At 50.1% G+C, this 23,087-nt stretch carries 22 protein-coding genes; 20 read left to right on the forward strand and 2 right to left on the reverse strand.

From position 1 onward, the window contains the following. The first annotated feature begins 277 nt into the window (after positions 1-277). The 8 genes from DESHY_RS14695 (at position 278) to disA (ending at position 10,986) form a co-directional block, all read left to right on the forward strand. The gene (locus tag DESHY_RS14695; protein WP_274377184.1) at positions 278-406 is read left to right on the forward strand and encodes a hypothetical protein; all 129 of its coding nucleotides are present in this window, start codon (positions 278-280) and stop codon (positions 404-406) included. Between the two features lie 431 nt (positions 407-837). Then, positions 838-3,435 (forward strand): ATP-dependent chaperone ClpB, encoded by a 2,598-nt coding sequence (clpB, locus tag DESHY_RS04590; RefSeq protein ID WP_008410797.1) that lies wholly within the window; start codon positions 838-840, stop codon positions 3,433-3,435. A gap of 284 nt (positions 3,436-3,719) precedes the next feature. Beyond that, positions 3,720-4,184 carry a CtsR family transcriptional regulator gene (locus DESHY_RS04595; RefSeq protein WP_008410799.1) on the forward strand — a complete coding sequence of 155 codons (465 nt, stop codon included), beginning with the start codon at positions 3,720-3,722 and terminating at the stop codon, positions 4,182-4,184. A 17-nt stretch (positions 4,185-4,201) separates the two neighbouring features. Further along, a complete protein-coding gene (locus DESHY_RS04600) occupies positions 4,202-4,714 on the forward strand; it encodes a UvrB/UvrC motif-containing protein (RefSeq protein ID WP_008410801.1) in 513 nt (170 codons plus the stop codon). 14 nt (positions 4,715-4,728) lie between these two features. Continuing rightward, complete coding sequence (locus DESHY_RS04605) at positions 4,729-5,802, forward strand: protein arginine kinase (RefSeq protein ID WP_008410802.1); 1,074 nt, start codon at positions 4,729-4,731, stop codon at positions 5,800-5,802. Positions 5,803-5,813: 11 nt separating this feature from the next. Beyond that, positions 5,814-8,258: an ATP-dependent Clp protease ATP-binding subunit gene (locus tag DESHY_RS04610; RefSeq protein ID WP_008410803.1), complete on the forward strand. Its 2,445-nt coding sequence runs from the start codon at positions 5,814-5,816 to the stop codon at positions 8,256-8,258. Positions 8,259-8,533: 275 nt separating this feature from the next. After that, positions 8,534-9,886 carry a DNA repair protein RadA gene (gene radA / locus DESHY_RS04615; RefSeq protein WP_008410804.1) on the forward strand — a complete coding sequence of 451 codons (1,353 nt, stop codon included), beginning with the start codon at positions 8,534-8,536 and terminating at the stop codon, positions 9,884-9,886. A gap of 11 nt (positions 9,887-9,897) precedes the next feature. Then, positions 9,898-10,986 carry a DNA integrity scanning diadenylate cyclase DisA gene (gene disA / locus DESHY_RS04620; protein WP_008410805.1) on the forward strand — a complete coding sequence of 363 codons (1,089 nt, stop codon included), beginning with the start codon at positions 9,898-9,900 and terminating at the stop codon, positions 10,984-10,986. A 50-nt stretch (positions 10,987-11,036) separates the two neighbouring features. Here disA and DESHY_RS04625 read toward each other — a convergent pair whose 3' ends face one another. Continuing rightward, complete coding sequence (locus DESHY_RS04625) at positions 11,037-11,432, reverse strand: nucleoside triphosphate pyrophosphohydrolase family protein (protein WP_008410806.1); 396 nt, start codon at positions 11,430-11,432, stop codon at positions 11,037-11,039. 189 nt (positions 11,433-11,621) lie between these two features. Here DESHY_RS04625 and DESHY_RS04630 point away from each other — a divergent pair, with 189 nt between their 5' ends. From DESHY_RS04630 to DESHY_RS04650, 5 genes are all read left to right on the forward strand, one after another. Next, complete coding sequence (locus DESHY_RS04630) at positions 11,622-12,098, forward strand: CarD family transcriptional regulator (RefSeq protein ID WP_008410807.1); 477 nt, start codon at positions 11,622-11,624, stop codon at positions 12,096-12,098. 149 nt (positions 12,099-12,247) lie between these two features. After that, positions 12,248-13,390: a PIN/TRAM domain-containing protein gene (locus DESHY_RS04635; protein ID WP_008410808.1), complete on the forward strand. Its 1,143-nt coding sequence runs from the start codon at positions 12,248-12,250 to the stop codon at positions 13,388-13,390. Beyond that, on the forward strand, positions 13,383-14,072 hold the full coding sequence (gene ispD / locus DESHY_RS04640; protein ID WP_008410809.1) for a 2-C-methyl-D-erythritol 4-phosphate cytidylyltransferase: 690 nt from the start codon (positions 13,383-13,385) through the stop codon (positions 14,070-14,072). The genes DESHY_RS04635 and ispD overlap by 8 nt, the downstream gene beginning before the upstream one ends. A gap of 1 nt (position 14,073) precedes the next feature. Further along, positions 14,074-14,553, forward strand: coding sequence for a 2-C-methyl-D-erythritol 2,4-cyclodiphosphate synthase (ispF, locus tag DESHY_RS04645; protein WP_008410811.1), 480 nt, complete (start codon positions 14,074-14,076; stop codon positions 14,551-14,553). A gap of 125 nt (positions 14,554-14,678) precedes the next feature. After that, positions 14,679-16,361: a glutamine--tRNA ligase/YqeY domain fusion protein gene (locus tag DESHY_RS04650; RefSeq protein ID WP_008410813.1), complete on the forward strand. Its 1,683-nt coding sequence runs from the start codon at positions 14,679-14,681 to the stop codon at positions 16,359-16,361. A 172-nt stretch (positions 16,362-16,533) separates the two neighbouring features. Here DESHY_RS04650 and DESHY_RS04655 read toward each other — a convergent pair whose 3' ends face one another. Further along, positions 16,534-16,866, reverse strand: coding sequence for a hypothetical protein (locus tag DESHY_RS04655; RefSeq protein ID WP_008410815.1), 333 nt, complete (start codon positions 16,864-16,866; stop codon positions 16,534-16,536). A 295-nt stretch (positions 16,867-17,161) separates the two neighbouring features. Between DESHY_RS04655 and gltX the strand changes: the two genes are divergently transcribed. The 7 genes from gltX to rlmB all read left to right on the forward strand — a co-directional run bounded on the left by gltX (position 17,162) and on the right by rlmB (position 23,084). Beyond that, on the forward strand, positions 17,162-18,634 hold the full coding sequence (gene gltX, locus DESHY_RS04660) for a glutamate--tRNA ligase (protein WP_008410817.1): 1,473 nt from the start codon (positions 17,162-17,164) through the stop codon (positions 18,632-18,634). Between the two features lie 60 nt (positions 18,635-18,694). Then, complete coding sequence (cysE, locus tag DESHY_RS04665; protein WP_008410818.1) at positions 18,695-19,384, forward strand: serine O-acetyltransferase; 690 nt, start codon at positions 18,695-18,697, stop codon at positions 19,382-19,384. Further along, a complete protein-coding gene (cysS, locus tag DESHY_RS04670) occupies positions 19,384-20,844 on the forward strand; it encodes a cysteine--tRNA ligase (protein ID WP_008410820.1) in 1,461 nt (486 codons plus the stop codon). The genes cysE and cysS overlap by 1 nt, the downstream gene beginning before the upstream one ends. Further along, the gene (locus tag DESHY_RS04675; RefSeq protein WP_008410823.1) at positions 20,841-21,272 is read left to right on the forward strand and encodes a Mini-ribonuclease 3; all 432 of its coding nucleotides are present in this window, start codon (positions 20,841-20,843) and stop codon (positions 21,270-21,272) included. The genes cysS and DESHY_RS04675 overlap by 4 nt, the downstream gene beginning before the upstream one ends. Before the next feature lie 119 nt (positions 21,273-21,391). After that, on the forward strand, positions 21,392-22,129 hold the full coding sequence (gene thyX / locus DESHY_RS04680) for an FAD-dependent thymidylate synthase (protein ID WP_008410825.1): 738 nt from the start codon (positions 21,392-21,394) through the stop codon (positions 22,127-22,129). 18 nt (positions 22,130-22,147) lie between these two features. Further along, positions 22,148-22,306 (forward strand): hypothetical protein, encoded by a 159-nt coding sequence (locus DESHY_RS04685; RefSeq protein WP_048817892.1) that lies wholly within the window; start codon positions 22,148-22,150, stop codon positions 22,304-22,306. Positions 22,307-22,337: 31 nt separating this feature from the next. Next, a complete protein-coding gene (rlmB, locus tag DESHY_RS04690) occupies positions 22,338-23,084 on the forward strand; it encodes a 23S rRNA (guanosine(2251)-2'-O)-methyltransferase RlmB (protein WP_048817893.1) in 747 nt (248 codons plus the stop codon). Positions 23,085-23,087 lie beyond the last annotated feature (3 nt).

Consider the following 23,087-nt stretch of genomic DNA (forward strand, 5'->3'; position numbering starts at 1 on the left):
ATTTGCATTTTTATATGCACCAGGTTTTGCTTAAACAAAATGCATTTGGAAGAATATCCGGGTTGAATGGCAGATTATCAGCTGCGGGTATTATTGCAAATGCATTTTGTTTTTTGTTTTTAGGCGGGGTTTGTTTCTTACCTACCTACCGTACAACCTAAATGCAAAGGTTTTTTTGTAAAATAAATGCCGGGTGGCAGTAACAGACATTAGCCCGTATCCATATAATGCTACCAAAGGGTAAAGCCCTAAAAAACAGTAAAAAGGAGGCATGCAAATGGGCTACGGCTATGGTGGAGGAACCGGCGGATGCGGCTACAACCCGTTTTTTCCGGCGTTCATTCTGTTCCTGGTTTTAATCCTGCTGTTTTTCGGTGACGGATTTTATGGTTGCGATGTAAAATAACAAAGGCCAGATAAATACCCGGCATGTAAGCCGGGTATTTATTTGGCCTTTCAAACTGTAGACAAAGGTTATAAACAAAGTGAGGCGGTTTTATGATCTCCTGTCGGCGACTTGTCGAAGCACCGGCAACAGCACTTGATGAGCGAACTTAACCGAAAAGAAACAGAGTTTTTTTACAAAAAAAGGAGATTATAAAATATATGAAAAGTATTAACCTGAAAATTAACAGCAAACAATAATTTTGACCTTTACTGATCTTTGAATAGGGCATGTGCGGTGTTTATAATTATGGTCAAGAAAGGTCAAATACAAAAGTCATTATTTATTTGCCATTTTATGAATACAACGAATAAAGGCGACATGCTTGATTAAATAATGTACACCTTGTTTGGGAAGGGAGGTGCCGGCCCCGTTAAGTGCGGGGTAAGGGGATGGATTTTAACCGCTATACGCAAAAGTCACGGGAGGCCGTAGCTGCTGCCCAAAGTTTAGCAGCTCAGCGGCACCATCAAGAAATTACCGGCAAACACCTGTTATTGGCTTTACTAACCCAGGAAGGGGGTTTGGCGCCCCGTTTTTTGGAACATGCCGGCGTATCAACAACAATCCTGCAAGCCCAAACCGAAGGCTTGTTGAGGAAAATACCGGCTGTGCACGGTTATGAAGGCTCTCTGCGCTTGAGCAGTGGTTTGCTCAGGGTTTTTCCGAAGGCAGAACAAGAAGCACAAGAGATGAAAGATCGGTTTGTCAGCGTGGAACACCTGCTGCTGGCCCTGCTGGAGGAAGGAGAAACTGATGTGCAGGATGTTTTGCGGCGGTCAGGGGTGAGCCGGGAAAGACTGCTGGGATCGCTGCGGGCCATTCGGGGCAACCAGCAGGTCACCAGTGAGCATCCGGAAGAAACTTATGAGGCTCTGGAAAAATATGGTCGCGATTTAACCAAGCTGGCCCAGGAAGGGAAGCTGGATCCGGTAATTGGCAGGGATGATGAAATTCGACGCACCATTGAAATTTTATCCCGCCGCACTAAAAATAATCCGGTGTTAATTGGTGAGCCCGGTGTCGGGAAAACAGCAGTTGTAGAAGGATTAGCCCGGCGCATGGTGGCCGGCGACGTGCCGGAAGGACTTAAAAACAAGAAAATTTTTGCCCTGGATATGGGATCGTTGATTGCCGGTGCAAAATACCGGGGTGAATTTGAAGAACGCCTCAAAGCGGTATTAAAAGAAGTGCAAAAATCAAACGGCCGGATTATTCTGTTTATCGATGAACTGCACACGGTGGTGGGAGCAGGCGCTGCCGAAGGGGCCATGGATGCCGGCAACTTGCTAAAACCTATGCTGGCCCGGGGAGAGCTCAGGGCGATTGGTGCTACCACCCTGGATGAATACCGCAAGCATGTAGAAAAGGACGCTGCCCTGGAAAGGCGTTTTCAACCGGTACTGGTAAACCCGCCGTCAGTGGAAGATACCGTTTCAATTTTGCGTGGTTTAAAAGAAAGATATGAGGTACATCACGGGGTACGTATAAAAGACAGTGCGCTGGTAGCCGCCGCTACCCTATCGGATCGATACATTTCCGACCGGTTTTTGCCGGATAAAGCCATTGATTTGATGGATGAGGCAGCTGCCAGGTTACGTACGGAAATAGACAGCATGCCTACCGCCCTTGACGACATCACCAGGCGCATCATGCGTCTGGAAATTGAGGAAGCCGCTTTAAAAAAAGAAAAGGATGCAATATCGCATGAGCGATTGCAAAAATTACAACAACAGCTGGCGGATTTAAAGGCGGAAGCGGCTGTTATGAATACCCAATGGCAGATGGAAAAGCAGGCCATTGCGCGGGTACGGCAGTTAAAAAAAGAAATCGAAGACACCAAATTAGCCATTGAAAGGGCGGAACGGGAATACGATTTAAACCGCATGGCAGAGCTGACATACGGTAAACTGCCGGATCTGGAGCGCCGGCTGAAAGCAGAGGAGGAAAAACTGGCCGGTCAGCAAAAAAGCAACATGTTGTTAAAGGAAGAGGTGGATGAAGAAGACATTGCCAGGGTGGTCAGCCGCTGGACCGGTATTCCCCTAAATAAACTGTTGGAAGGCGAAAAAGAAAAACTTATTCACCTGGACAAAATTTTGCACCGTCGTGTTATCGGACAGGATCAAGCTGTACAGGCGGTGGCGGACGCCGTGCTGCGGGCCAGGGCCGGCATCAAAGACCCCAACCGTCCCATTGGCAGTTTTATCTTCCTGGGTCCCACCGGTGTGGGTAAAACCGAACTGGCCAGGGCGTTGGCCGAGGCGCTGTTTGATGATGAACGCAGCCTGATGCGGCTTGATATGTCCGAATACATGGAAAAGCACACAGTGGCTCGCTTAATCGGGGCCCCGCCGGGTTATGTAGGGTATGAAGAGGGGGGGCAGTTAACCGAAGCGGTACGCCGCAAACCCTATGCGGTAATTCTGTTTGACGAAATTGAAAAAGCCCACCAGGATGTCTTTAACCTCCTGCTGCAGATTCTGGATGACGGGCGGCTTACCGACGGCCAGGGACGTACGGTTAACTTTAAAAATACCGTTATCATCATGACTTCCAATATCGGCAGTCAGGAAATTCTTGCTTGCCGGAAACAGGGAAGCCCTGATTATGACGGCATGAAAGCCGCGGTAATGAGCTTACTGCAGCAACATTTTCGGCCTGAATTTCTCAATCGGGTGGATGAAACGGTGGTTTTTCATGGGCTGGAACTCAAACACATGCAGCAAATTACCGTTTTAATGCTGACCAGACTGGCTCAACGGTTGCAAGAAACCGCCCGGTTAAACTTGCTTTGGACGGATAAGGCTGTTACCTACCTGGCCCAAAAGGGTTATGAACCAAGCTACGGCGCCAGACCTTTAAAACGCTTAATCCAACAGCAGGTTGAAACGCCCCTGAGCCGCTTGATGGTAAAAGATGAGGTCAAGCCGGGCGATACCCTGCAGCTTGACGTGCAGCAAGGACGGCCGGTAATAAATACTGTTTAATTGCCGATTTTAAGCGCAACTAGAGATAGAAAAACCTACCAAATTTTATAATGCCCGGCCGGTTGCCGGTCGGTCTAACCAATCAACAGGTTTGATGTACTTATGATTTGTCTATAATGTTAAGGTAAAGCAAAGTCAAGCCGGCTGCCTGCCAAGTTGTAAAAAACAAGGTTGAAGCGGATTATCATCCGCTTGCCGCAGGAAGACCGGAACTGACAAGAATTGTTGACGGTTTGGTTAAACTTATGCCGGTTTTAGATAATGGTTTTGGTGGAGGATGTTGTATGGCTAACATATCTCAATTAATCGAACATTATATAAAAAAGCTGCTGCAGGACAGTCCCTACGGTTATGTAGAGCTGCAGCGCAATGAGTTGGCAGCTCGGTTCAGGTGTGTGCCATCACAAATCAATTATGTCCTGTCCACCAGATTTACTGCCGACAACGGTTATGTAGTGGAAAGCCGCCGCGGGGGTGGCGGGTATATTCGTATTGTAAAAATTCCTTTGGATCAACAGGGTGACCCTGCAGTACAAATTTATCGTTTGGTCGGAGAGGAAATTGATCAGGCCCAGGCGGAAAAAATTATTAAACGGCTGGCCGAGGAAGAGTTTATAACAGCCAGGGAGGCCCGCATTTTCAAAGCCGTTATGGATCGTAACACTTTGCGGCTGGATTTGCCCTGGCGTGACAGATTGCGGGCCCAGCTTCTGAGGGCGATGTTGGGGGCTGTTTTGCGAGAAAAATAAACAAGGAGGTTTGCCGGATGCTTTGTGATCGTTGCCAGAAAAGACCGGCCCAGGTTCATTTTACCCAGGTCATAAATAATACCAAAAAACAAATGAATTTGTGTGCCGTTTGCGCCGCCGAGATGCAGGCAGAGAGTTTTGGGTTTGTCCCTCAATTAAACTTGCACGACTTTTTAGCCGGCTTGATAAATCATCATTTTGCCGGCGCCAATCTTACCGGCAATGCCATGACCAGAGTGCGGTGCGAAAGATGCGGCGCCACTGAAAGTCAGGTAGCTCAGAGCGGTTTATTTGGTTGCAGTGAATGTTACACCCAGTTTGGCGACCGGGTGCAACCTTTATTAAAAAGGATTCACGGCAGCATTACCCATACCGGCAAGGTACCACGGCGGACAGGCGGCAAGGCCCTGCTGATAAAAGAGATTCGCATGCTTAAAAGCCAGCTCCAGGATGCCGTTAAACAAGAAGAATTTGAAAAGGCAGCCAGACTGCGTGACCGTATTAAAGAGTTGGAACAGCAAATGCAATAAGGGGGTGCTGAAAGATGTCACTCAAAGAAACCGTCAATAACCCTTACAGCAAATGGCTGGATGCCTCCGGCCCGGAAAGCGATGTTGTTATCAGCAGCCGAGTGCGTCTGGCCAGAAACCTGGCAGGGTTTCCTTTTCCTCACCTGCTGGGCCACGAAAATGCCGATAAAGTACTGTATGCGGTGCAATCTGCCATCAACCGCCAGGAAGTAAAGGAAACCGTCGGCCAGTTGGAATTGTACCGGATGACTGAGTTATCGCCTACCGAAAGACAAATACTGGTGGAGAAGCATCTGATCAGCCCTGATCTGTTGGAGCAAGCAGAGAAGCGAGGGGTGGTCCTAAGGGCGGATGAAGTTATCAGTGTCATGGTCAATGAGGAAGACCACCTGAGAATCCAGTGTTTATTACCGGGCTTGCAACTTAAAGAATGTTGGGACATGGCCAATACGGTGGATGACGCTTTGGAACAGACACTGGACTTTGCCTTTGCAGAAGAAACAGGTTATTTAACAGCCTGCCCCACCAATGTGGGTACCGGTTTGCGTGCTTCCGTAATGCTGCATCTGCCGGCGCTGGTGGTGACCCAGCAAATAAATGCCGTACTGCACAGTCTTTCCAAACTGGGTTTGACTGTTCGGGGCTTGTACGGCGAAGGAACCCAGGCTACCGGCAATTTGTTTCAGGTATCTAACCAGGTCACCCTGGGACTAACCGAGGAAGAAATTATCGACAATCTGGTTATGGTGGCCAGGCAGCTGGCCAACCAGGAGCGGGCGGCCCGGCGGGCTTTATACCGGGAACAGCAGCACCAAATTGAAGACCGGGTTTGGCGTGCCTACGGCCTGCTGAAGTATGCCCGAACCATGACTTCCGGCGATGCCATGACCCTGTTATCTGATTTAAGACTGGGCGTGGATATGGGCATCATACCAGGTATTCCGGCGGGTTTAATTATGGAGCTGATCGTAATGACCAGGCCGGCCTTCTTAAACAAATTAAAAGGAACCGAGTTAAACCCGTATCAAAGAGATCTTTGTCGAGCAACCTTAATCAGAGAACGGCTTAATACAATATCATCCGGATAGGAGGGATATGCATGTTTCAGAGGTTTACCGAAAGAGCACAAAAAGTATTGGTGTTAGCCCAGGAAGAGGCAAGACGCTTAAAGTATCCTTATATCGGCACCGAACACATCCTGCTGGGATTGATTCGGGAAGGCGAAGGCATTGCTGCTAAGGTCCTGGCCCAGTTAAATATAAGTGCCGACAAAGTCAGAACGGCGGTTGAACAAATGGTGGAGACGGGCAATCAGACGGTACCGGCTGATATACCGCCGACGCCCCGGGCCAAACGTGTATTGGAGCTGGCGGTGGAGGAATCCCGACGCCTGGGACATAATTATGTAGGCACGGAACACCTGCTGTTAGGTCTGCTGCGGGAAGGGGAAGGAGTGGCAGCCCAAGTCTTGACAGGTTTAGGGGCGGATTTAGAGCGAGTTCGCCAGCTGGTTACCAATATGCTGGGCGGTACACCGGGCGGCCATCAATCCGCCGGCGGTCACGGCCAAGGTTGCCCGGCCGGCGGTTGCAAAACAGTGAGCCTGGACCAGTTCAGCCGGGATTTAACCCGCCTGGCGGGCGAAGATAAATTAGACCCGGTGGTAGGCAGAAGCAAAGAAATTGAACGGGTCATCCAGGTGCTTTCCCGCCGCACCAAGAATAACCCTGTTTTAATTGGCGAACCGGGCGTTGGCAAAACAGCCATTGCGGAGGGATTGGCCCAGCGGATAGTAAGCGGTAATGTGCCGGAAATTTTGTTAAACCGGCGGGTTGTTACCCTCGACCTGGCCGGCATGGTGGCCGGCACCAAGTACCGGGGCGAATTTGAAGACCGTCTGAAAAAAATCATGGAGGAAATTAAACAAGCCGGCAATATTATTGTATTTATTGATGAGTTGCACACGTTGATCGGCGCCGGGGCTGCCGAGGGAGCCATCGATGCAGCCAACATTTTGAAGCCGGCCCTGGCCCGGGGGGAAATACAAACCATTGGCGCAACCACTCTGGATGAATACCGTAAATATATTGAAAAAGACCCCGCTTTGGAAAGACGGTTCCAGCCTATTCAGGTGGATGAGCCGACAGTGGAAGAAACCGTTGAAATACTTAAAGGCATTCGTGATAAATACGAAGCGCATCATAAAGTTCGTATCACTGACGAGGCGTTAACGGCGGCCGCCAAATTATCCGACCGTTACATTACTGACCGGTTTTTGCCCGATAAAGCCATTGACCTGATTGATGAAGCGGCTTCCCGGGTGCGCATCAAAGCCCTGACCATGCCGCCGGATTTAAAAGATAAAGAAAAGTTGCTGGAAGAAATACGCAAAGAAAAAGAAGCAGCCATTAATAACCAGGAGTTTGAAAAGGCCGCTGAGTTAAGGGATCGTGAACATGCTATCCTGGCAGAGCTTAATCAAGCCAAGGAGAACTGGCATCAATCAAAAAGCGGCGATAATTTAGTGGTAAGCGAAGAAGATATTGCCCATATAGTCGCCAGCTGGACAGGGGTACCGGTGAAAAAGCTGGCCCAGGAAGAATCAGAACGGCTGTTAAACCTGGAGGAAGTGTTGCACCGGCGGGTTGTCGGGCAAAATGAAGCGGTTAAAGCGGTGGCCCGTGCGGTTCGACGGGCCAGGGCGGGTTTGAAAGACCCCAAACGGCCGGTAGGATCCTTTATTTTCCTTGGCCCCACCGGGGTAGGAAAAACGGAACTGGCCAGGGCGCTGGCCGAAGCGCTGTTTGGCGACGAAGAAGCCATGGTGAGAATTGACATGTCAGAGTATATGGAAAAACATGCGGTTTCCCGCCTGGTGGGAGCGCCTCCCGGTTATGTGGGCTATGATGAAGGGGGCCAGTTGACCGAAGCGGTCAGAAGAAAACCTTATTCAGTGGTATTGTTGGATGAAATAGAAAAAGCTCACCCGGACGTGTTCAATATTTTGCTGCAGGTGCTGGAGGACGGGCGCCTGACAGATACCAGGGGCCGTCTGGTGGATTTTCGCAATGCCGTTATCATTATGACTTCCAACGTTGGCGTATCCGGTTTGAAAACTGTGGGCAGAGTGGGCTTTGCCCCCAATACTGATGAAGCCAAAGCTGAATACGAAAAAATGAAAGAGCGTTCGGAGGAAGCGTTGAAACGCACCTTCCGGCCGGAATTTTTGAACCGGATTGACGAAATCATTGTCTTCCACTCCCTGACCCGAGAGCACATTAAGGAGATTGTCAGCCTGATGCTGCAAGAAGTAGCGGAGCGTATGGCGGAACACGAAGTTTTCCTTACCTTTACTGAAGCGGCTAAGGATAAACTGGCAGCATTGGGTTACAGCGAAGAGTACGGTGCCCGACCGCTGCGCCGGGAAATCCAGCGCCGGGTAGAGGATCGTTTGTCCGAAGAGCTGATTAAGGGAACCTTTAACAAGGGTGACAAAGTGCTGGTAGATGTACAGAATGAAGAAATTACTGTACGAAAGGCCTAAGCAAAACTTACACATACTGTAGGCAAAGGCTGTAAAACAAAGTCGGGACGGTTTATTATCCCTGCCGGCCACTTGGCGACCGCTGACAGCACTTGATAAGCGCAAACAACCATTGGGGCCGGCGCCCGCCTGAGTGCGGGCGCCGGCGGATTATTTTCTTAACAGGCAGGAATTTACATAAGGGGCAGCGAATGTCAAAGCGAATGTCAAATTGAAAAGAAACTGCAAAAGATTTGATAAAAAATTACGATAATACTGCTGTGGGGGTTCATCGGTTGCGCAATAAAACGACTTACGCTTGTCAGAGTTGCGGCCATCAAACTGCCAGGTGGCTGGGCCGCTGCCCCGGGTGCGGGGAGTGGAATTCCCTGGTGGAAGAAGCAGGCGTGGTGCCGCAAAAGACGGCCCGGGGTATTGCCGGCAGCGGTCCGGTGCCGGTTACTGAGGTTGCGGCAGCCGAGGAGGAACGCTACTCTACCGGGCTGGGGGAATTAAACAGGGTGCTGGGAGGCGGCTTGGTTCCCGGCTCCCTTGTTTTGGTTGGCGGCGATCCGGGCATCGGCAAGTCTACTTTGCTGCTGCAGGCGGCATCTGCCATGGCCGGCAGTGCCGGCAGGGTTTTGTATGTGTCGGGGGAAGAATCCGTGCGGCAAATTAAGATGAGGGCCCAGAGGATCGGTGCACTCTACCCCGACTTGCTGCTGATGGCAGAAACCAATATGGCCATGGTGGAAAAGGCCATTGAGGAAGTGGCTCCCATGGCAGTTGTTTTAGATTCCATCCAGACTGTTTACCATCCGGATGTTGCATCAGCACCGGGCAGTGTTTCACAGGTGCGGGAATGTACCGGCATACTGTTGAGAGTGGCAAAGAATAAAGGTTTGCCGGTGTTTGTGGTGGGGCATGTAACAAAAGAAGGAACCCTGGCGGGTCCCCGGGTGCTGGAACATATGGTGGATACCGTGCTGTATTTTGAAGGGGAGCGGCATCAGACCTACCGCATTTTGCGGACAGTCAAAAACCGTTTCGGTTCGACCAACGAGTTGGGAATTTTTGAAATGCGTGGGGCAGGGCTGGCAGAGGTCAGCAACCCTTCGGAGTTATTTTTAAACCAACGGGAACAGCCGGTGGCAGGTTCCGCTGTGGTACCCAGCCTGGAGGGCAGTCGCCCCCTGCTGGTGGAAATTCAGGCGCTGGTTTGCCCCAGCGGCTTTAGTGTTCCCAGGCGGATGACCTCAGGGGTAGATTATAACCGGGTGGCGCTCATCATGGCGGTTTTAGAACGCCGGGTGGGGCTGCGGCTGTCGGCCCATGAAGCCTATGTCAGTGCCGTGGGCGGCGTCAAGTTGGATGAACCGGCTGCCGATCTGGCCATTGCCTTGGCGGTGGCGTCCAGCTTTAAAGAGCAGCCGTTGCAGGAAAACCTGGTGGTGCTGGGCGAAGTGGGGCTCACCGGAGAAATCAGAAGCGTGGCGGGTATGGATAAGCGACTGCAAGAAGCGTGTAAACTAGGTTTTAAACGATGTCTGGGGCCGCCCCTGGACAAGCAAACAGCCGCCCTGGGCATAATAGATTATATAGGTGTACAATCGCTTCAGGCAGCAGTGGAAACCGCCATTGGGCGGTAAGGGGTGTAAAAGTGGTAAAAGACGAGAAAATGGAGGACAAATTACTAAAGCTGTTACGGCTGGTGGCTCCCGGAACCCCTTTGCGGGAGGGGCTGGAAAATATTTTGCGGGCTAAAACCGGGGCATTAATTGTGGTGGGCGACAGCCCGGAAGTAATGGAGCTGGCGGAGGGTGGTTTTGCCATTAATGCCGAATTTACACCGGCGGGACTTTATGAGCTGGCGAAAATGGATGGGGCCATTATCTTAAGCGAGGATGCCAAAAGAATTATTGCTGCCAATACACAGCTGATTCCCGATTTAATTATCCCATCCAGTGAAACCGGTATTCGACACCGTACCGCCGAGCGGGTGGCCAAACAGTGCGATGTGCCGGTGATCTCCATTTCCCAACGCCGGGGTGTTATCACTGTTTATAAAGGTGCCATCAAATACTTTTTGCGTGACATTGGGGTTATATTGGCTAAAGCTAACCAGGCGGTGCAGACGTTGGAGAAATACCGCTCGGTGTCTGATCGGGTGATTCACGAATTATCCATGATGGAACTGCAGGAAGTGGTCACCCTGTATGATGTAACCCGTGCTATTCAAAGAATTGAGATGGTTTTGCGGGTAAAAAAAGAGATTGAAAGGTATATCAGTGAGCTTGGTACGGAAGGTCGCCTGATCGCCATGCAAATGGAGGAGCTGGTGGCTAATGTAGAGGAAGAGGGTTTATTAATTATTCAGGATTATGCCGCCACGTTGGGGGAAAAAACACCGGAAAGCATTTTGCGGGTGATCGGCAGCTGGCCCGCCGAAGACCTGCTGGATCTGGTGCTGATTGCCAGGGCCCTGGGATATCCGGGAAGTGCCAGCATTCTGGATCAAAGTGTATCTCCCAGGGGCTTCCGGGTTCTGCGGAAAATTCCCAGACTGCCTCTGCCGGTAATTGAAAACCTGGTGGATACCTTTAAATATTTACGAACCATTTTAAGTGCCTCTATTGAGGAGTTGGATGAGGTAGAAGGAATCGGCGAAGTACGGGCCAGATCCATCAAAGAAGGGCTTACCAGGTACGGCGAAATGCTGTTGCAGGATCGTTATAAAAACTATAAATAAAGGCGTGGCAACTTAACAGCCACGCCTCTGGGTGTTGGTAAATACATTATTTAAACCATATTATATTCTCTTAAAATTTGCAACTGCTTATGTTCCTTAAGAAAAATATCGTACAGATTCAAGTCAAGCAAATTGCATAACGCCGCCAGATAAAACAACGAGCGACCAATTTCGTTTTCGATAATGTCCCGACAGTCATCGCACAGGCTGCCGGAAAGATGGGAATCCAGGAGATTCTTGAGATCCACCAGGGTGGCGTTTTCCGGTAAAGGCCTTTTATCGGCCATAATTTTTTGGCAGCCGCAGGACGTTACGGAATGGACAACCGAGCGCTGGACCCGGGCGCCGGATTCCTGCAATTTGGCCAGTATCTCTAAAATGCTTCTGTGACAAAGCAGCATTTCAGAAACCGTATTTTGAAACTGATCGCAAAGCAAATCTTTCATCTGCCGGACCACTCCTTTTAATCTCCGTTACAGCAATTATAGCCATCTCCAGGGGGCTTTGTCAAACGGACCATTATGTCACAAAATGGTTATTGACACGTTAAGTGCCCTATGCTAAAATATATGATTTTTGACAGTGGAGGATCTTTGTGCTATAATGCTTATAACATAACTTGGGAGGGATTGGCCTTGTTCAAGATTGGCGACAAAGTTGTTTACCCAATGCACGGTGCCGGTGTCATCGAGGCCATCGAAGAAAAAGAAGTTCTGGGCGAAAAGCGCCAGTACTATATTTTGCGACTTCCCATTGGTGACATGAAGGTGATGATTCCCATTCACAACAGCAATGAGATTGGCTTAAGAGGTATTATTAACAGGGAAGAAGTTCCCACTGTAATGCGGGTGCTTAAAGGGAAAACCTCTGTTATGTCTGCCAACTGGAACCGGCGCTACCGTGCTAATATGGAAAAAATTAAAAGCGGCGACATTTATGAAGTGGCTGAAGTGGTTCGCAACTTGCTTACCAGGGACAAGGAAAAGGGCCTTTCCTCCGGAGAAAGAAAAATGCTGGAAAATGCCAGGCAAATTCTTATCAGCGAACTGGTTTTAGCGGCTGAACTGGAGGAGGACAAAGCCCGCTCTCTGATTGACGGCATGTTTGCCTGATTCAGGCTGTGCTCCGGTTAGTTTAATAAACGATATTTGTACGGGTGCTGCAAAATTCGCCCTTTTTTGTTATTGAACGAAAAAAATAGTTAACATATAATTACAACAGGTAAAAAAACAATTTTTCCCAGCGGGAGGAGGTGACAACCATGATTCGCAAGACGATTTATGGTCTTATAATTTTATTATTTGGCAGTATGGGATTTTGGGCAGGTCTTTACCTGGTTTCTAATAAACTGGTCACCGTACCGGCAACGCTGCCTCAATTGGAACTGGGGGTAATTGCCCTGGGAGCGCTGTTGGGAGTGCTGGCAGGGTTGATTGGCGCGCCCTGGATTATTAGAGGCGGACTTTCCTTAACAGCGGTTGTTGATCAATACATGGCCAGGACACCTACCCAAGATTTAATTATGGGTTCCCTCGGACTCATTATCGGTCTTATCATAGCCAATTTGCTGGGGTCGATATTATCTACCATGGGGCCTGTGGGAAAGGTCCTCTGGTTGGTCAGCACTTTTCTGCTGGGCTACCTTGGCCTGTCGGTGGCGGTTAAGAAAAGAGAAGAAATTATTTCCTTGTTTTCCAGCTTGCCTCGCTTTGGCAAAGAAAAAATTGCTAAGTCTGAAAGCAAAGGGAGTCAGATTAAACTTCTTGATACCAGTGTGATTATTGACGGGCGCATTGCAGAGCTTTGTCAGAGCGGCTTTATTGAAGGTGTTTTGCTGGTACCGGTTTTTGTGGTGGACGAGTTAAGGCATATAGCCGATTCGGCTGACCTGTTAAAAAGAAACAGGGGCCGCCGCGGTTTAGATATACTTAATGCCATGAAAAAATCCGCCGATATTAAAGTCCAGATCTATGAAAATACCAAAGGCTTGGACGATATACCGGAAGTGGATGCCAAACTGGTCAAACTGGGCCAAAAGCTGGGCGCCAAAATTATTACCAATGATTACAACTTAAATAAAGTTGCCGAGTTGCAGGGTGTAAAGGTGCTTAACATTAATGAATTGGCCAATGCCATTAAACCGGTGGTGCTGCCCGGAGAAGAGATGACGGTTACAGTGGTGAAGGATGGTAAAGAGATGGGGCAGGGGGTTGCTTACCTGGATGACGGCACCATGATTGTGGTGGACGGTGGCAAGCGTTATATCGGCCAGACCATCAGCGTGCTGGTGACCAGTGTGCTGCAAACGGCTGCCGGCCGGATGATTTTTGCCAAACCGAAAAACCCCGATAAGCGACCGGAGGCGGCCGGCCATGTTGTAAGTGGAGTGAATGCAATTGGGTAAGGTTATGGCAGTGGTTCCCGCTGCCGGTGTCGGCAGCCGCATGGGAACTAACGTAAAAAAACAATATTTAAATTTAATTGATAAACCGGTGTTATTGCATACTCTGGAAGTTTTAGAAACCTGTCCTGATATATCGGGCATGGTCCTGGTGGTGGCGCCCGGTGAAGAGGCTTTGTGCCGGAGTATGGTGCAAGGACGTGGATTTACTAAAATTATGGCGGTGGTGCCCGGCGGCGACCACCGCCAAACTTCTGTTTATCACGGACTTATGGCATTGCCGGCCGATACGGCACTGGTAGTCATCCATGACGGGGCCAGGCCGCTGGTGCGGGCAGCGGAAATCAGTCGGGCCGTTCAGGCGGCAGCGGAAAATGGCGCTGCCGCTTTGGCGGTACCAGTAAAAGATACGGTTAAGGTTGTTAATGAGCAGGGTTTGGTGGTGCACACACCTCCCCGCTCAACCCTCTGGGCAGTGCAAACACCTCAGGTTTTTCGTTATGAACTGATTAACAAAGCTCACTTGGCCGCCAGGGAGGCAGGACAATTGGCTACAGACGATTGTGCCTTGGTGGAAGCCCTGGGCCACCCGGTCAAGCTGGTGCCCGGCAGCTATGAAAATATCAAGATTACCACGCCGGAGGACCTGGTATTGGCAGAAGCTTTTTTGCGAAGGAGGGAATAAGGTGCGAGTTGGCATAGGGTATGATGTACACAAGCTGGTGCCTGAGCGGCCGTTAATTTTAGGAGGGGTCACGATTCCCTACGAACGGGGGCTGCTGGGGCACTCGGATGCGGACGTACTGGTTCATGCGATTATGGACGCTCTTTTGGGTGCTGCTGCCATGGGGGATATCGGGGTCCATTTTCCCGACAGTGATCCACGTTATAAAGGGATTGCCAGTCTGAAGCTGCTGGCGGAAGTCAAAGCTAAGCTGGCGGCAGCCAACTATGAGATTAACAACCTGGATGCTGTGGTGGTGGCCCAAGCGCCCAAGCTGGCCCCTCATATTCCAGCCATGCGGGAAAATATTGCCAGGGTTTTGGGGTTGCTGCCGGCAGCCGTTAATGTTAAAGCCACCACCACCGAACAGTTAGGCTTTGCGGGAAGAGGCGAAGGCATTGCGGCTTATGCGGTGTGTACTCTGCAAAGGGCAGCGGGTTAAAAATTATATTAACATTGCAAAAAGAAAGTGTTTTTTGCTTATAATTAAGAGGATTTCTGGACAATCTGTGGAAAAATAGACATTTTATGACGTGTTTTACAACTTCATAAAAATGTGAGGGAGTCATGCAGATGAACACCAAGTTGACCAGCTTTATTCATGATATAATTAACCAGGATTTAGAAGAAGGCAAAAACCAGGGTAAGGTACATACCAGGTTTCCGCCCGAACCTAACGGTTATTTGCACATCGGACATGCCAAGTCCATCTGCTTAAACTTCGGTCTTGCCCAGGAATATGGCGGTTTGTGCAACCTGCGCTTTGATGATACCAACCCCAGTAAAGAAGACCTTGAATATGTGGAATCCATTCAGGAGGATGTTAAATGGCTTGGTTATGACTGGGATGACCGGCTGTTTTATGCTTCAGATTACTTTGACCGGTTATACGAATATGCCGTCCGGCTGATTAAAGACGGCAAAGCCTACGTAGATGATTTAAGTGCGGAGGAGATCAGGGCTTACCGGGGTACTTTAACCGAACCCGGCAAAGACAGTCCTTACCGTAACCGTTCGGTGGAAGAAAACCTGGATTTATTCCGACGCATGAAGGAAGGTGAATTTCCGGACGGTTCCCGGGTATTGCGGGCCAAAATTGATATGGCCTCCCCCAATTTAAACCTGCGGGATCCTGTTTTATACCGGATTCAAAAAACAACCCACCACCGCACCGGGGACAAGTGGTGTATCTATCCCATGTATGACTATGCCCATCCCCTGTCGGATGCCATCGAAGGCATTACTCATTCTATCTGCACATGCGAATTTGAGGATCACCGCCCCCTGTATGATTGGGTAATTGAAAACGTTAAAGGGAATTTTCCATCTCGCCCGCGGCAAATTGAGTTCGCCCGTCTTAACCTCAGTCACACAGTTATGAGCAAGCGGAAGCTGCGACAGCTGGTTGAAGAAGGCTATGTGCGGGGGTGGGACGACCCCAGGATGCCTACCATATCAGGTTTGCGCCGTCGCGGTTACACACCCGAGGCGATCAGGGATTTCTGTGAACGCATCGGGGTAGCTAAAGCCGTTAGCATGGTGGATATTGCTTTATTGGAACACTGCATCAGAGAAGATTTAAACTTCAAGGCGCCCCGGGTTATGGCGGTGCTGCGCCCCCTAAAAGTGGTGCTTGAAAACTATCCGGAGGGCCGGACCGAATGGCTGGATGCGCCTTACAACCAGGAAAATCCTGAACTGGGTGCCAGAAAAATTCCCTTTTCCCGGGTAATATATATCGAGCAGGAAGATTTTATGGAAGAACCGCCTAAAAAATTCTTCCGTTTAGCTCCCGGCCGGGAAGTAAGATTAAAACATGCTTATATCATAAAATGCGAACGGGTTATTAAGGACGAGCGAACGGGCGAAATTATCGAGCTTCGTTGCACTTATGATCCGGCTACCAAGAGCGGTATGGCAACCGATACCCGTAAAGTAAAAGGAACCCTGCACTGGGTCAGTGCAGAACACGCCGTCAATGCGGAGGTGCGCCTGTACGACCATCTGTTTATCAAAGCTAACCCAGAGGAAGACAAAGATACCGATTTCAAACAAAATCTCAACCCGGATTCGCTGGTAGTTCTTTCTTCCCTGGTGGAGCCCAGCCTGGCCGGCGCAGCCCCGGGCAGCCGCTACCAATTTTTAAGACAGGGCTATTTCTGTGTAGACCCCGATACTACCGGCGGTTCCCTGGTCTTTAACCGTATTGTGTCACTGAAGGACTCCTGGGCCAAGGTCCAAAACAAATAAGACGGCGTCAAGAGGCGCTTTAAAAAGTTGCTGATGCATAAGCCCCGAAGCACATAAAAAACATCCCGTTGCACAATAAAAATGGCACGGGATGTTTTGGCTTCATATTGCCATAGTGGGGTTGTAAAACAGGAAAATGATTTTCGCACGGCCCCTTGCTTGCAGAAGGTGATCATGCCAATTGACAACAATCCGGGTTGAAATCCCACCGGATTTCACAATAATCCGGTCCCCAGCTTAAGATTAACCCGTTGCCGGTGGGGGGATGAAAAGAGTTAAGGTCCAAACGGGATTGATATATTTGATTACCTATCTGGCGGGTGAAAACAATCTCAAAGTCTGCATTGCGTATCAGGGTAAAGCGTGATTTGCCAATCTTTTTATCGCAGAAAATCACCTGAGCCAAGTTTTTATCCAGCAATTGCTTATAGTCCGGCCGGAAACTGATAACTCCCTTTATTTCATTGTACTCATCGATTAAATCGGCCATTTTCAAGTTCGCCATTGGCCATGTCCCTCCTAAAGAAAACAGAAATAGCCAGGATGCTGTTCAGCCGCAACTAAGATGTTTCACAACAGCCTGAATAATATAAACAAATTCTCTGCAGCCGGTCTTTTTCCCTGCAAGTATTGAGAGAAATTTCACAACCATATTTTATTAAAGACAAACCACGACAGTTTAATAGCATGCCAAAAGACAAAATGTCCTAAGGACGCAAAAAGTTGTGTGTCTTTAGACAAAAATGGTATAATATCCATCTGAGAGGTTTAACAAAATTCTATATGGAGGAGGAAATTTTTTGTCAGTCAGGGTTCGTTTTGCCCCCAGTCCTACGGGGCCTTTACATATCGGGGGAGCCAGATCGGCGTTGTTTAACTGGCTGTTTGCCCGTCATCACGGCGGACGGTTTATTGTCCGTATAGAAGATACCGATTTGGAAAGATCCTCCAGAGAATCAGAAGAGAACATCTTAAATGCGCTGCACTGGTTAGGGATTGATTGGGACGAAGGTATTCAGACAGGAGGACCTAATGGCCCGTACCGCCAAACCGAACGTTTATCCGTTTACCGGCAACTGGCGGCGCAGCTCTTAGCTAAGGGTCAGGCCTACTATTGTTACTGTACCGAAGAAGAATTAGCCGCTGAGCGGGAGGAACTGCTGGCCCGGGGCGAGTTGCCCCGTTATTTGGGACGTTGCCGGCATCTCAGTGAGGAAGCAAAAGCCAAGCTGGCAGCGGAGGGAAGAAAGCCGGTACTGCGTTTCAGGGTTCCCGAGAACCGTATTATTATCATTCAAGACCGTGTGCGGGGGCAGGTTGAGTTTGAAAGCAACGGCATTGGTGATTTCATTATCATGAAATCAGACAATATTCCCACCTATAACTTTGCTGTGGTAGTTGACGACCATGATATGAACATCACCCATGTAATCCGGGCGGAGGAACATCTTTCCAACACCCCCAGACAAATTTTATTATATGAGGCCCTTGGCTGGCCCCAGCCGGAGTTTGCCCATATTTCTTTAATTCTTGGCAAAGATCGTGCTAAAATGAGCAAACGCCATGGAGCTACCGCCATTGAACAATACCAGAAGTTAGGCTATTTGCCGGAAGCGCTGGTGAACTTTTTGGCGTTGCTGGGCTGGTCACCGGGCGGCGAACAGGAAATTCTCAGCCTGCCTGAAATTGTTGAGCAATTTTCTTTGGACCGGGTAGCCAAAAATCCGGCGGTCTTCGATATAGACAAACTAAACTGGCTTAACGGCCATTATATTCGCCAGAGTCCCTTGGACAGGCTTACCCGGCTGGCTGTTCCTTACCTGATGGAAGCAGGTTACCTGGACGAAGCGCCGGACGCTGAAAAATTAGCCTGGTTGGAACAAGTGGTAGCCATAGCCAGGAACTATATTTCATACATGCAGGAAATCACCCAACATGTGGATATTTTCTTCCGGGATGAGGTAATTGTAAGCGAGGCGGAGGCTCGGGATGTTTTAACCTGGGAACAAATGCCGGCGGTGATGGAGGCTGCCTGTCGGTTGTTTGCGGATGCCCCTGAGTTAACCGAAGAATCTGTAAAGGGCATTATTAAAGCCATTGGCAAGCAAACCGGCTTGAAAGGCAAATTTATTTTCCAACCCCTGCGGGTGGCCATTACCGGCAGGACCCATGGACCCGAGCTACACCAGATTATTCCGGTCATTGGCAAAGAACGAACCGTTGCCAGGTTGCGGGCGGTTCTGCGGCAATCAAGCCCGCCGGCCGGGCAGTAAATTAAAAACTTATGGCTGCCGGCAAGCGAAACCAGGCAGCGGATAAAGGGGGTGCGGCCCGTGTTAAGCAGGATCAGAAAAGAAATCAATGCCGTTTTTGAACGGGACCCGGCGGCAAAAAGTACCCTGGAGGTATTACTGTGTTACCCTGGGCTGCATGCCATCCTGTTTCACCGGCTGGCCCACGCATTATATAAGAAAAAATTCTATGTAACCGCCCGGTTTATTTCACAAGTTTCCAGGTTTCTGACCGGCATTGAGATTCACCCGGGAGCCAAAATCGGGGAAGGTCTTTTTATCGACCACGGAGCAGGCGTGGTAATCGGGGAAACCGCCGAGATCGGCAACAACGTAACTATTTACCAGGGGGTCACCCTGGGGGGCACCGGGAAAGAAAAAGGCAAGCGGCACCCCACCATTGGCAATAACGTGGTAATTAGTTCGGGCGCAAAAGTGCTTGGTTCTTTTACCGTTGGTGACAACGTGAAGATCGGCGCCGGTTCGGTGGTTTTAAAAGAAGTGCCGCCTAACTGCACTGTGGTGGGTGTACCGGGGCGCATTGTAATTCGGGATGGCCAAAAAGTAGGTTCTGCCTATGTGCCGGATTTGCGCCACGACCAGTTACCTGACCCGGTAGCGGATATGCTGGGCCAGATGCAATCAGCCATTGACCGGCTGGAGCAAAAAGTTAAAACATTGGAACAGGAATGCAGCAGGTTAAGAGATCAAGCGGAGGGGGCTAACCGGTAATGCAAATTTATAATACCCTGACGAAAACCAAACAAGAGTTTATTCCCAGAGAAAAAGGGAAAGTCAGCATGTATGTTTGCGGGCCCACTACATACAACTTTATTCACCTTGGCAATGCCCGGCCGCTGGTGTTTTTTGACACAGTTAGGAGATACTTTATTTATAAAGGTTATCAAGTGAACTATGTACAAAACTTTACCGACGTGGATGATAAGATTATTAAGCGAGCCTGGGAAGAACAGACCGACCCGCTGGAATTGGCCCAAAGATATATCAGGGAATTTTTTAAGGATGCCGATGCACTGAATGTTATGCGGGCGGACAAACATCCCAAAGTATCTGAACACATTGCGGAAATCATTGACCTGATCAAACAACTGGAACAGCAGGGGCATGCCTATGTGGCAGACGGGGATGTTTACTTTGCGGTGCGGAGTTTTCCCGGCTACGGGAAACTATCGGGCCGCAGCCTGGAGGATATGCAGGCAGGAGCCAGGGTGGAAATTGATCCCAGAAAGAAAGACCCCATGGACTTTGCGCTCTGGAAAGCGGCCAAACCCGGGGAACCCAGTTGGCCAAGCCCTTGGGGAGCCGGCCGCCCGGGGTGGCATATTGAGTGCTCGGCTATGGCGGCCAAATATTTAGGCAACGGTTTTGATATTCACGGCGGTGGGTTTGATTTGATTTTTCCTCACCACGAAAATGAAATTGCTCAATCTGAAGCGGCTTGCGGCCAACCTTTTGCCCGTTACTGGATGCATAACGGTTTTATTACAGTCAATCAAGAAAAAATGTCCAAATCTCTGGGGAACTTCTTTTTAGTCAGGGAAATTTTGGCCAAGTTTCCACCCGAAGTGGTGCGCTGGTATTTGCTTTCCACCCATTATCGCAGCCCCCTGGACTTTGATGATGAAAAGCTGGCCATGGCGGGAAAAGGTCTGGAACGCCTAAAAACTGCCCTGCGCTTGCTTTATGAGGCTCTGGAGCTGCCGCAGCAGCAGGCCGCCATGGCCGATGAAGGCGGAGACCTGGCAGACAAACTGGCAACCCTCCGGTTGGATTTTGAAAAAGCCATGGATGACGATTTTAACACTGCCCTGGCTATTTCCGTATTTTTTGAGCTGGCCAAAGAAATTAATATTTTTGTGGGCCGGCTGGACGGCAAGCTGACTGACCGGCAGAAAGATTTGCTGGTAAAAGCACACGATTTATTTAAAGATTTTAACGGTGTATTGGGTGTCTTTAAGGAAGATCAGCAGAGCGGCAGGTTATTGATTGACGCTGTTAATACTGACAACAAATTGGTGGACGGTCTGATCAATCTGATTGTTAAAGTTCGCCAGGCGGCCCGCAGCCAAAAAGATTGGGCCACTGCGGATACCATACGGGACGGTTTGAAGGAACTGGGGGTAATTCTGGAAGACACCCCCCAAGGTGTACGATGGAAGATACAAGGATGACCTTGACACAAAGGGATACTTATATCATGGATCAATCAGCCTCAAAACAAAATCCTGAACAACTGCCCAGCCTGGTACTGGCATATCTGGGGGATGCCGTTTATGAATTGGCAGTCCGCCGGTTTCTCATAGCTCAAGGTGCTACCAAAGTGAACCGGCTGCACCGGGAAGCCGTTAAGTATGTGCGGGCCGGTGCCCAGGCGAGAGCGTTGTTTGCCCTGGAAGATAAACTTTCCGAACAAGAACTGGCGGTTGTCCGTCGGGGACGCAACGCCAAGTCAGGTCTGCCGCCTAAGGGAGCTGATGTGGCGGAGTACCGCCATGCCACCGCTCTGGAAGCGCTGATAGGTTATCTGTATTTACAGGGCAATGAGGGCAGGATTGACGAAATTATCGGCTTGGCCATAGATGCCCTCAAGCGTGGCTGAACCCGGCCGGGAGGGCCTGTTTGAGCGGCGCCAACGGCTACCGCAGCTAAAGGGGAACATAAACCACCGGTAAGGGGTGTCGCCCCTCTGATAAAATTTATTTTTAGGAGTTACGTAAAGTGGGGAAAGCTAATTTAAAGGTCCGCCTGCTGGAACACACGCCAAACCCGGAAAAGCTGGTGGCCATGGCGGCCAGGTTGTGCTACTCGCCGGCACAAATAGATGACCTGGCGGCCAATGTGGCCCAATCTGACCAGCAGGCTTTTGTAAAAAAATTACTGGACATGGGACACTACAGCGCTATTGAACATGTTTCTTTTACATTTGGCATCGAAGGGGTTTCCCGGAGCCTGCTGGCCCAGTTAACCAGACACCGCATTGCCAGTTTCAGTGTACAGTCCCAGCGGTATGTAGGGGAAACCCGGGAGCATAATGCCCGGGGCACCTTTGAATACATCATCCCCGAGACCATTGAAAAGCTTGGGCCGCAGGCGGTGGCAGAATTTGCGGCACAGATGGCGCAAATTCAAACCTGGTATGACGGGTGGGTAGCTAAATTGGGAGGCGGCAGATCGGCTTATGAAGATGCCCGGTTTGTGCTGCCCAACGCAGCCGAAACGAAAATTGTGGTAACTATGAATGCCAGGGAATTAAGACACTTTTTTAACCTTCGCTGTTGCCGGCGGGCCCAATGGGAAATTCGCCGGCTGGCGGAACAAATGCTGCACCTGGCCAAAGAAGTGGCACCCGTGCTTTTTGCCGATGCCGGGCCGCCTTGCCTGGCCGGCCCCTGTCCGGAAGGCCAACTGAGTTGCGGGCAGCGGGAAGCCGTGCGTCGCAGGTACGGGGTAACATAAAAGCGGAGTGTGGATAAAATGATAACTCCCGTAATTATTCTTGTGCTTTGGGGCATAGCCCTTTTGCTGGGCGTCCTTGGCGTGGTGACCCGGCGCAGAAATCTGCTGCTGGCCGGCATGGCGGCGGCTTTGGCCGGTTTGGGGCTGACCTTATGGCTGAAAAATACCTTGCAGTAAACGCAGCTTAACCACCGAAAAGTATGGAGGTATGGTTGACGTGAGTGAAATGATTGCCGGCAGAAATCCGGTCCGCGAAGCTCTCCGGGCGGGACGTCCCATTAATAAGATACTGGCCGCCAGGGGAACGGCGGCAGGCCCGTTAGCCGAAATTCTGCACCTGGCCAGGGAGAAAAATATTCCGGTACAAATGGTTGAACGAGCCCACCTGGATAAACTTAACCAGGGCATGCCTCATCAGGGGGTTATTGCTTATGCTGCTGCCAGGGGCTATGTGGAAGTGGAAGATATACTGGCAGCGGCTCATGCCAGGGGGCAAGATCCGTTTATTGTGCTGCTGGATGAAATAAACGACCCCCATAACCTGGGGGCCATACTGCGTACGGTGGATGCAGCCGGCGCCCACGGGGTCATTATACCCCAACGAAGGTCGGTGGCCTTAACCTCAGCTGTGGCCAGGGCTTCGGCGGGGGCGGTGGAATATGTTCCGGTGGCCAGGGTTACCAACTTGGATCAAACTATTCGGCAGTTGAAAGAAAAAGGGCTTTGGGTAGTGGGGGCGGATATGGCGGGCCCTCGGGTATACTGGCAGGCCAAACTGACGGGGCCGCTGCTTTTGGTCATCGGCGGGGAAGGAAAGGGAATCGGCAGGCTGATTAAAGAGCGATGTGATATGCTGGTCCGGTTACCCATGGCGGGCCAGGTTGGATCACTCAACGCCTCGGTGGCAGCTGCGCTTTTGATTTATGAAGTGGTACGCCAGAGAGGGTTGGGCTAATCA

The organism is Desulforamulus hydrothermalis Lam5 = DSM 18033 (assembly GCF_000315365.1).
GTDB classification, from domain to species: domain Bacteria; phylum Bacillota; class Desulfotomaculia; order Desulfotomaculales; family Desulfotomaculaceae; genus Desulfotomaculum; species Desulfotomaculum hydrothermale.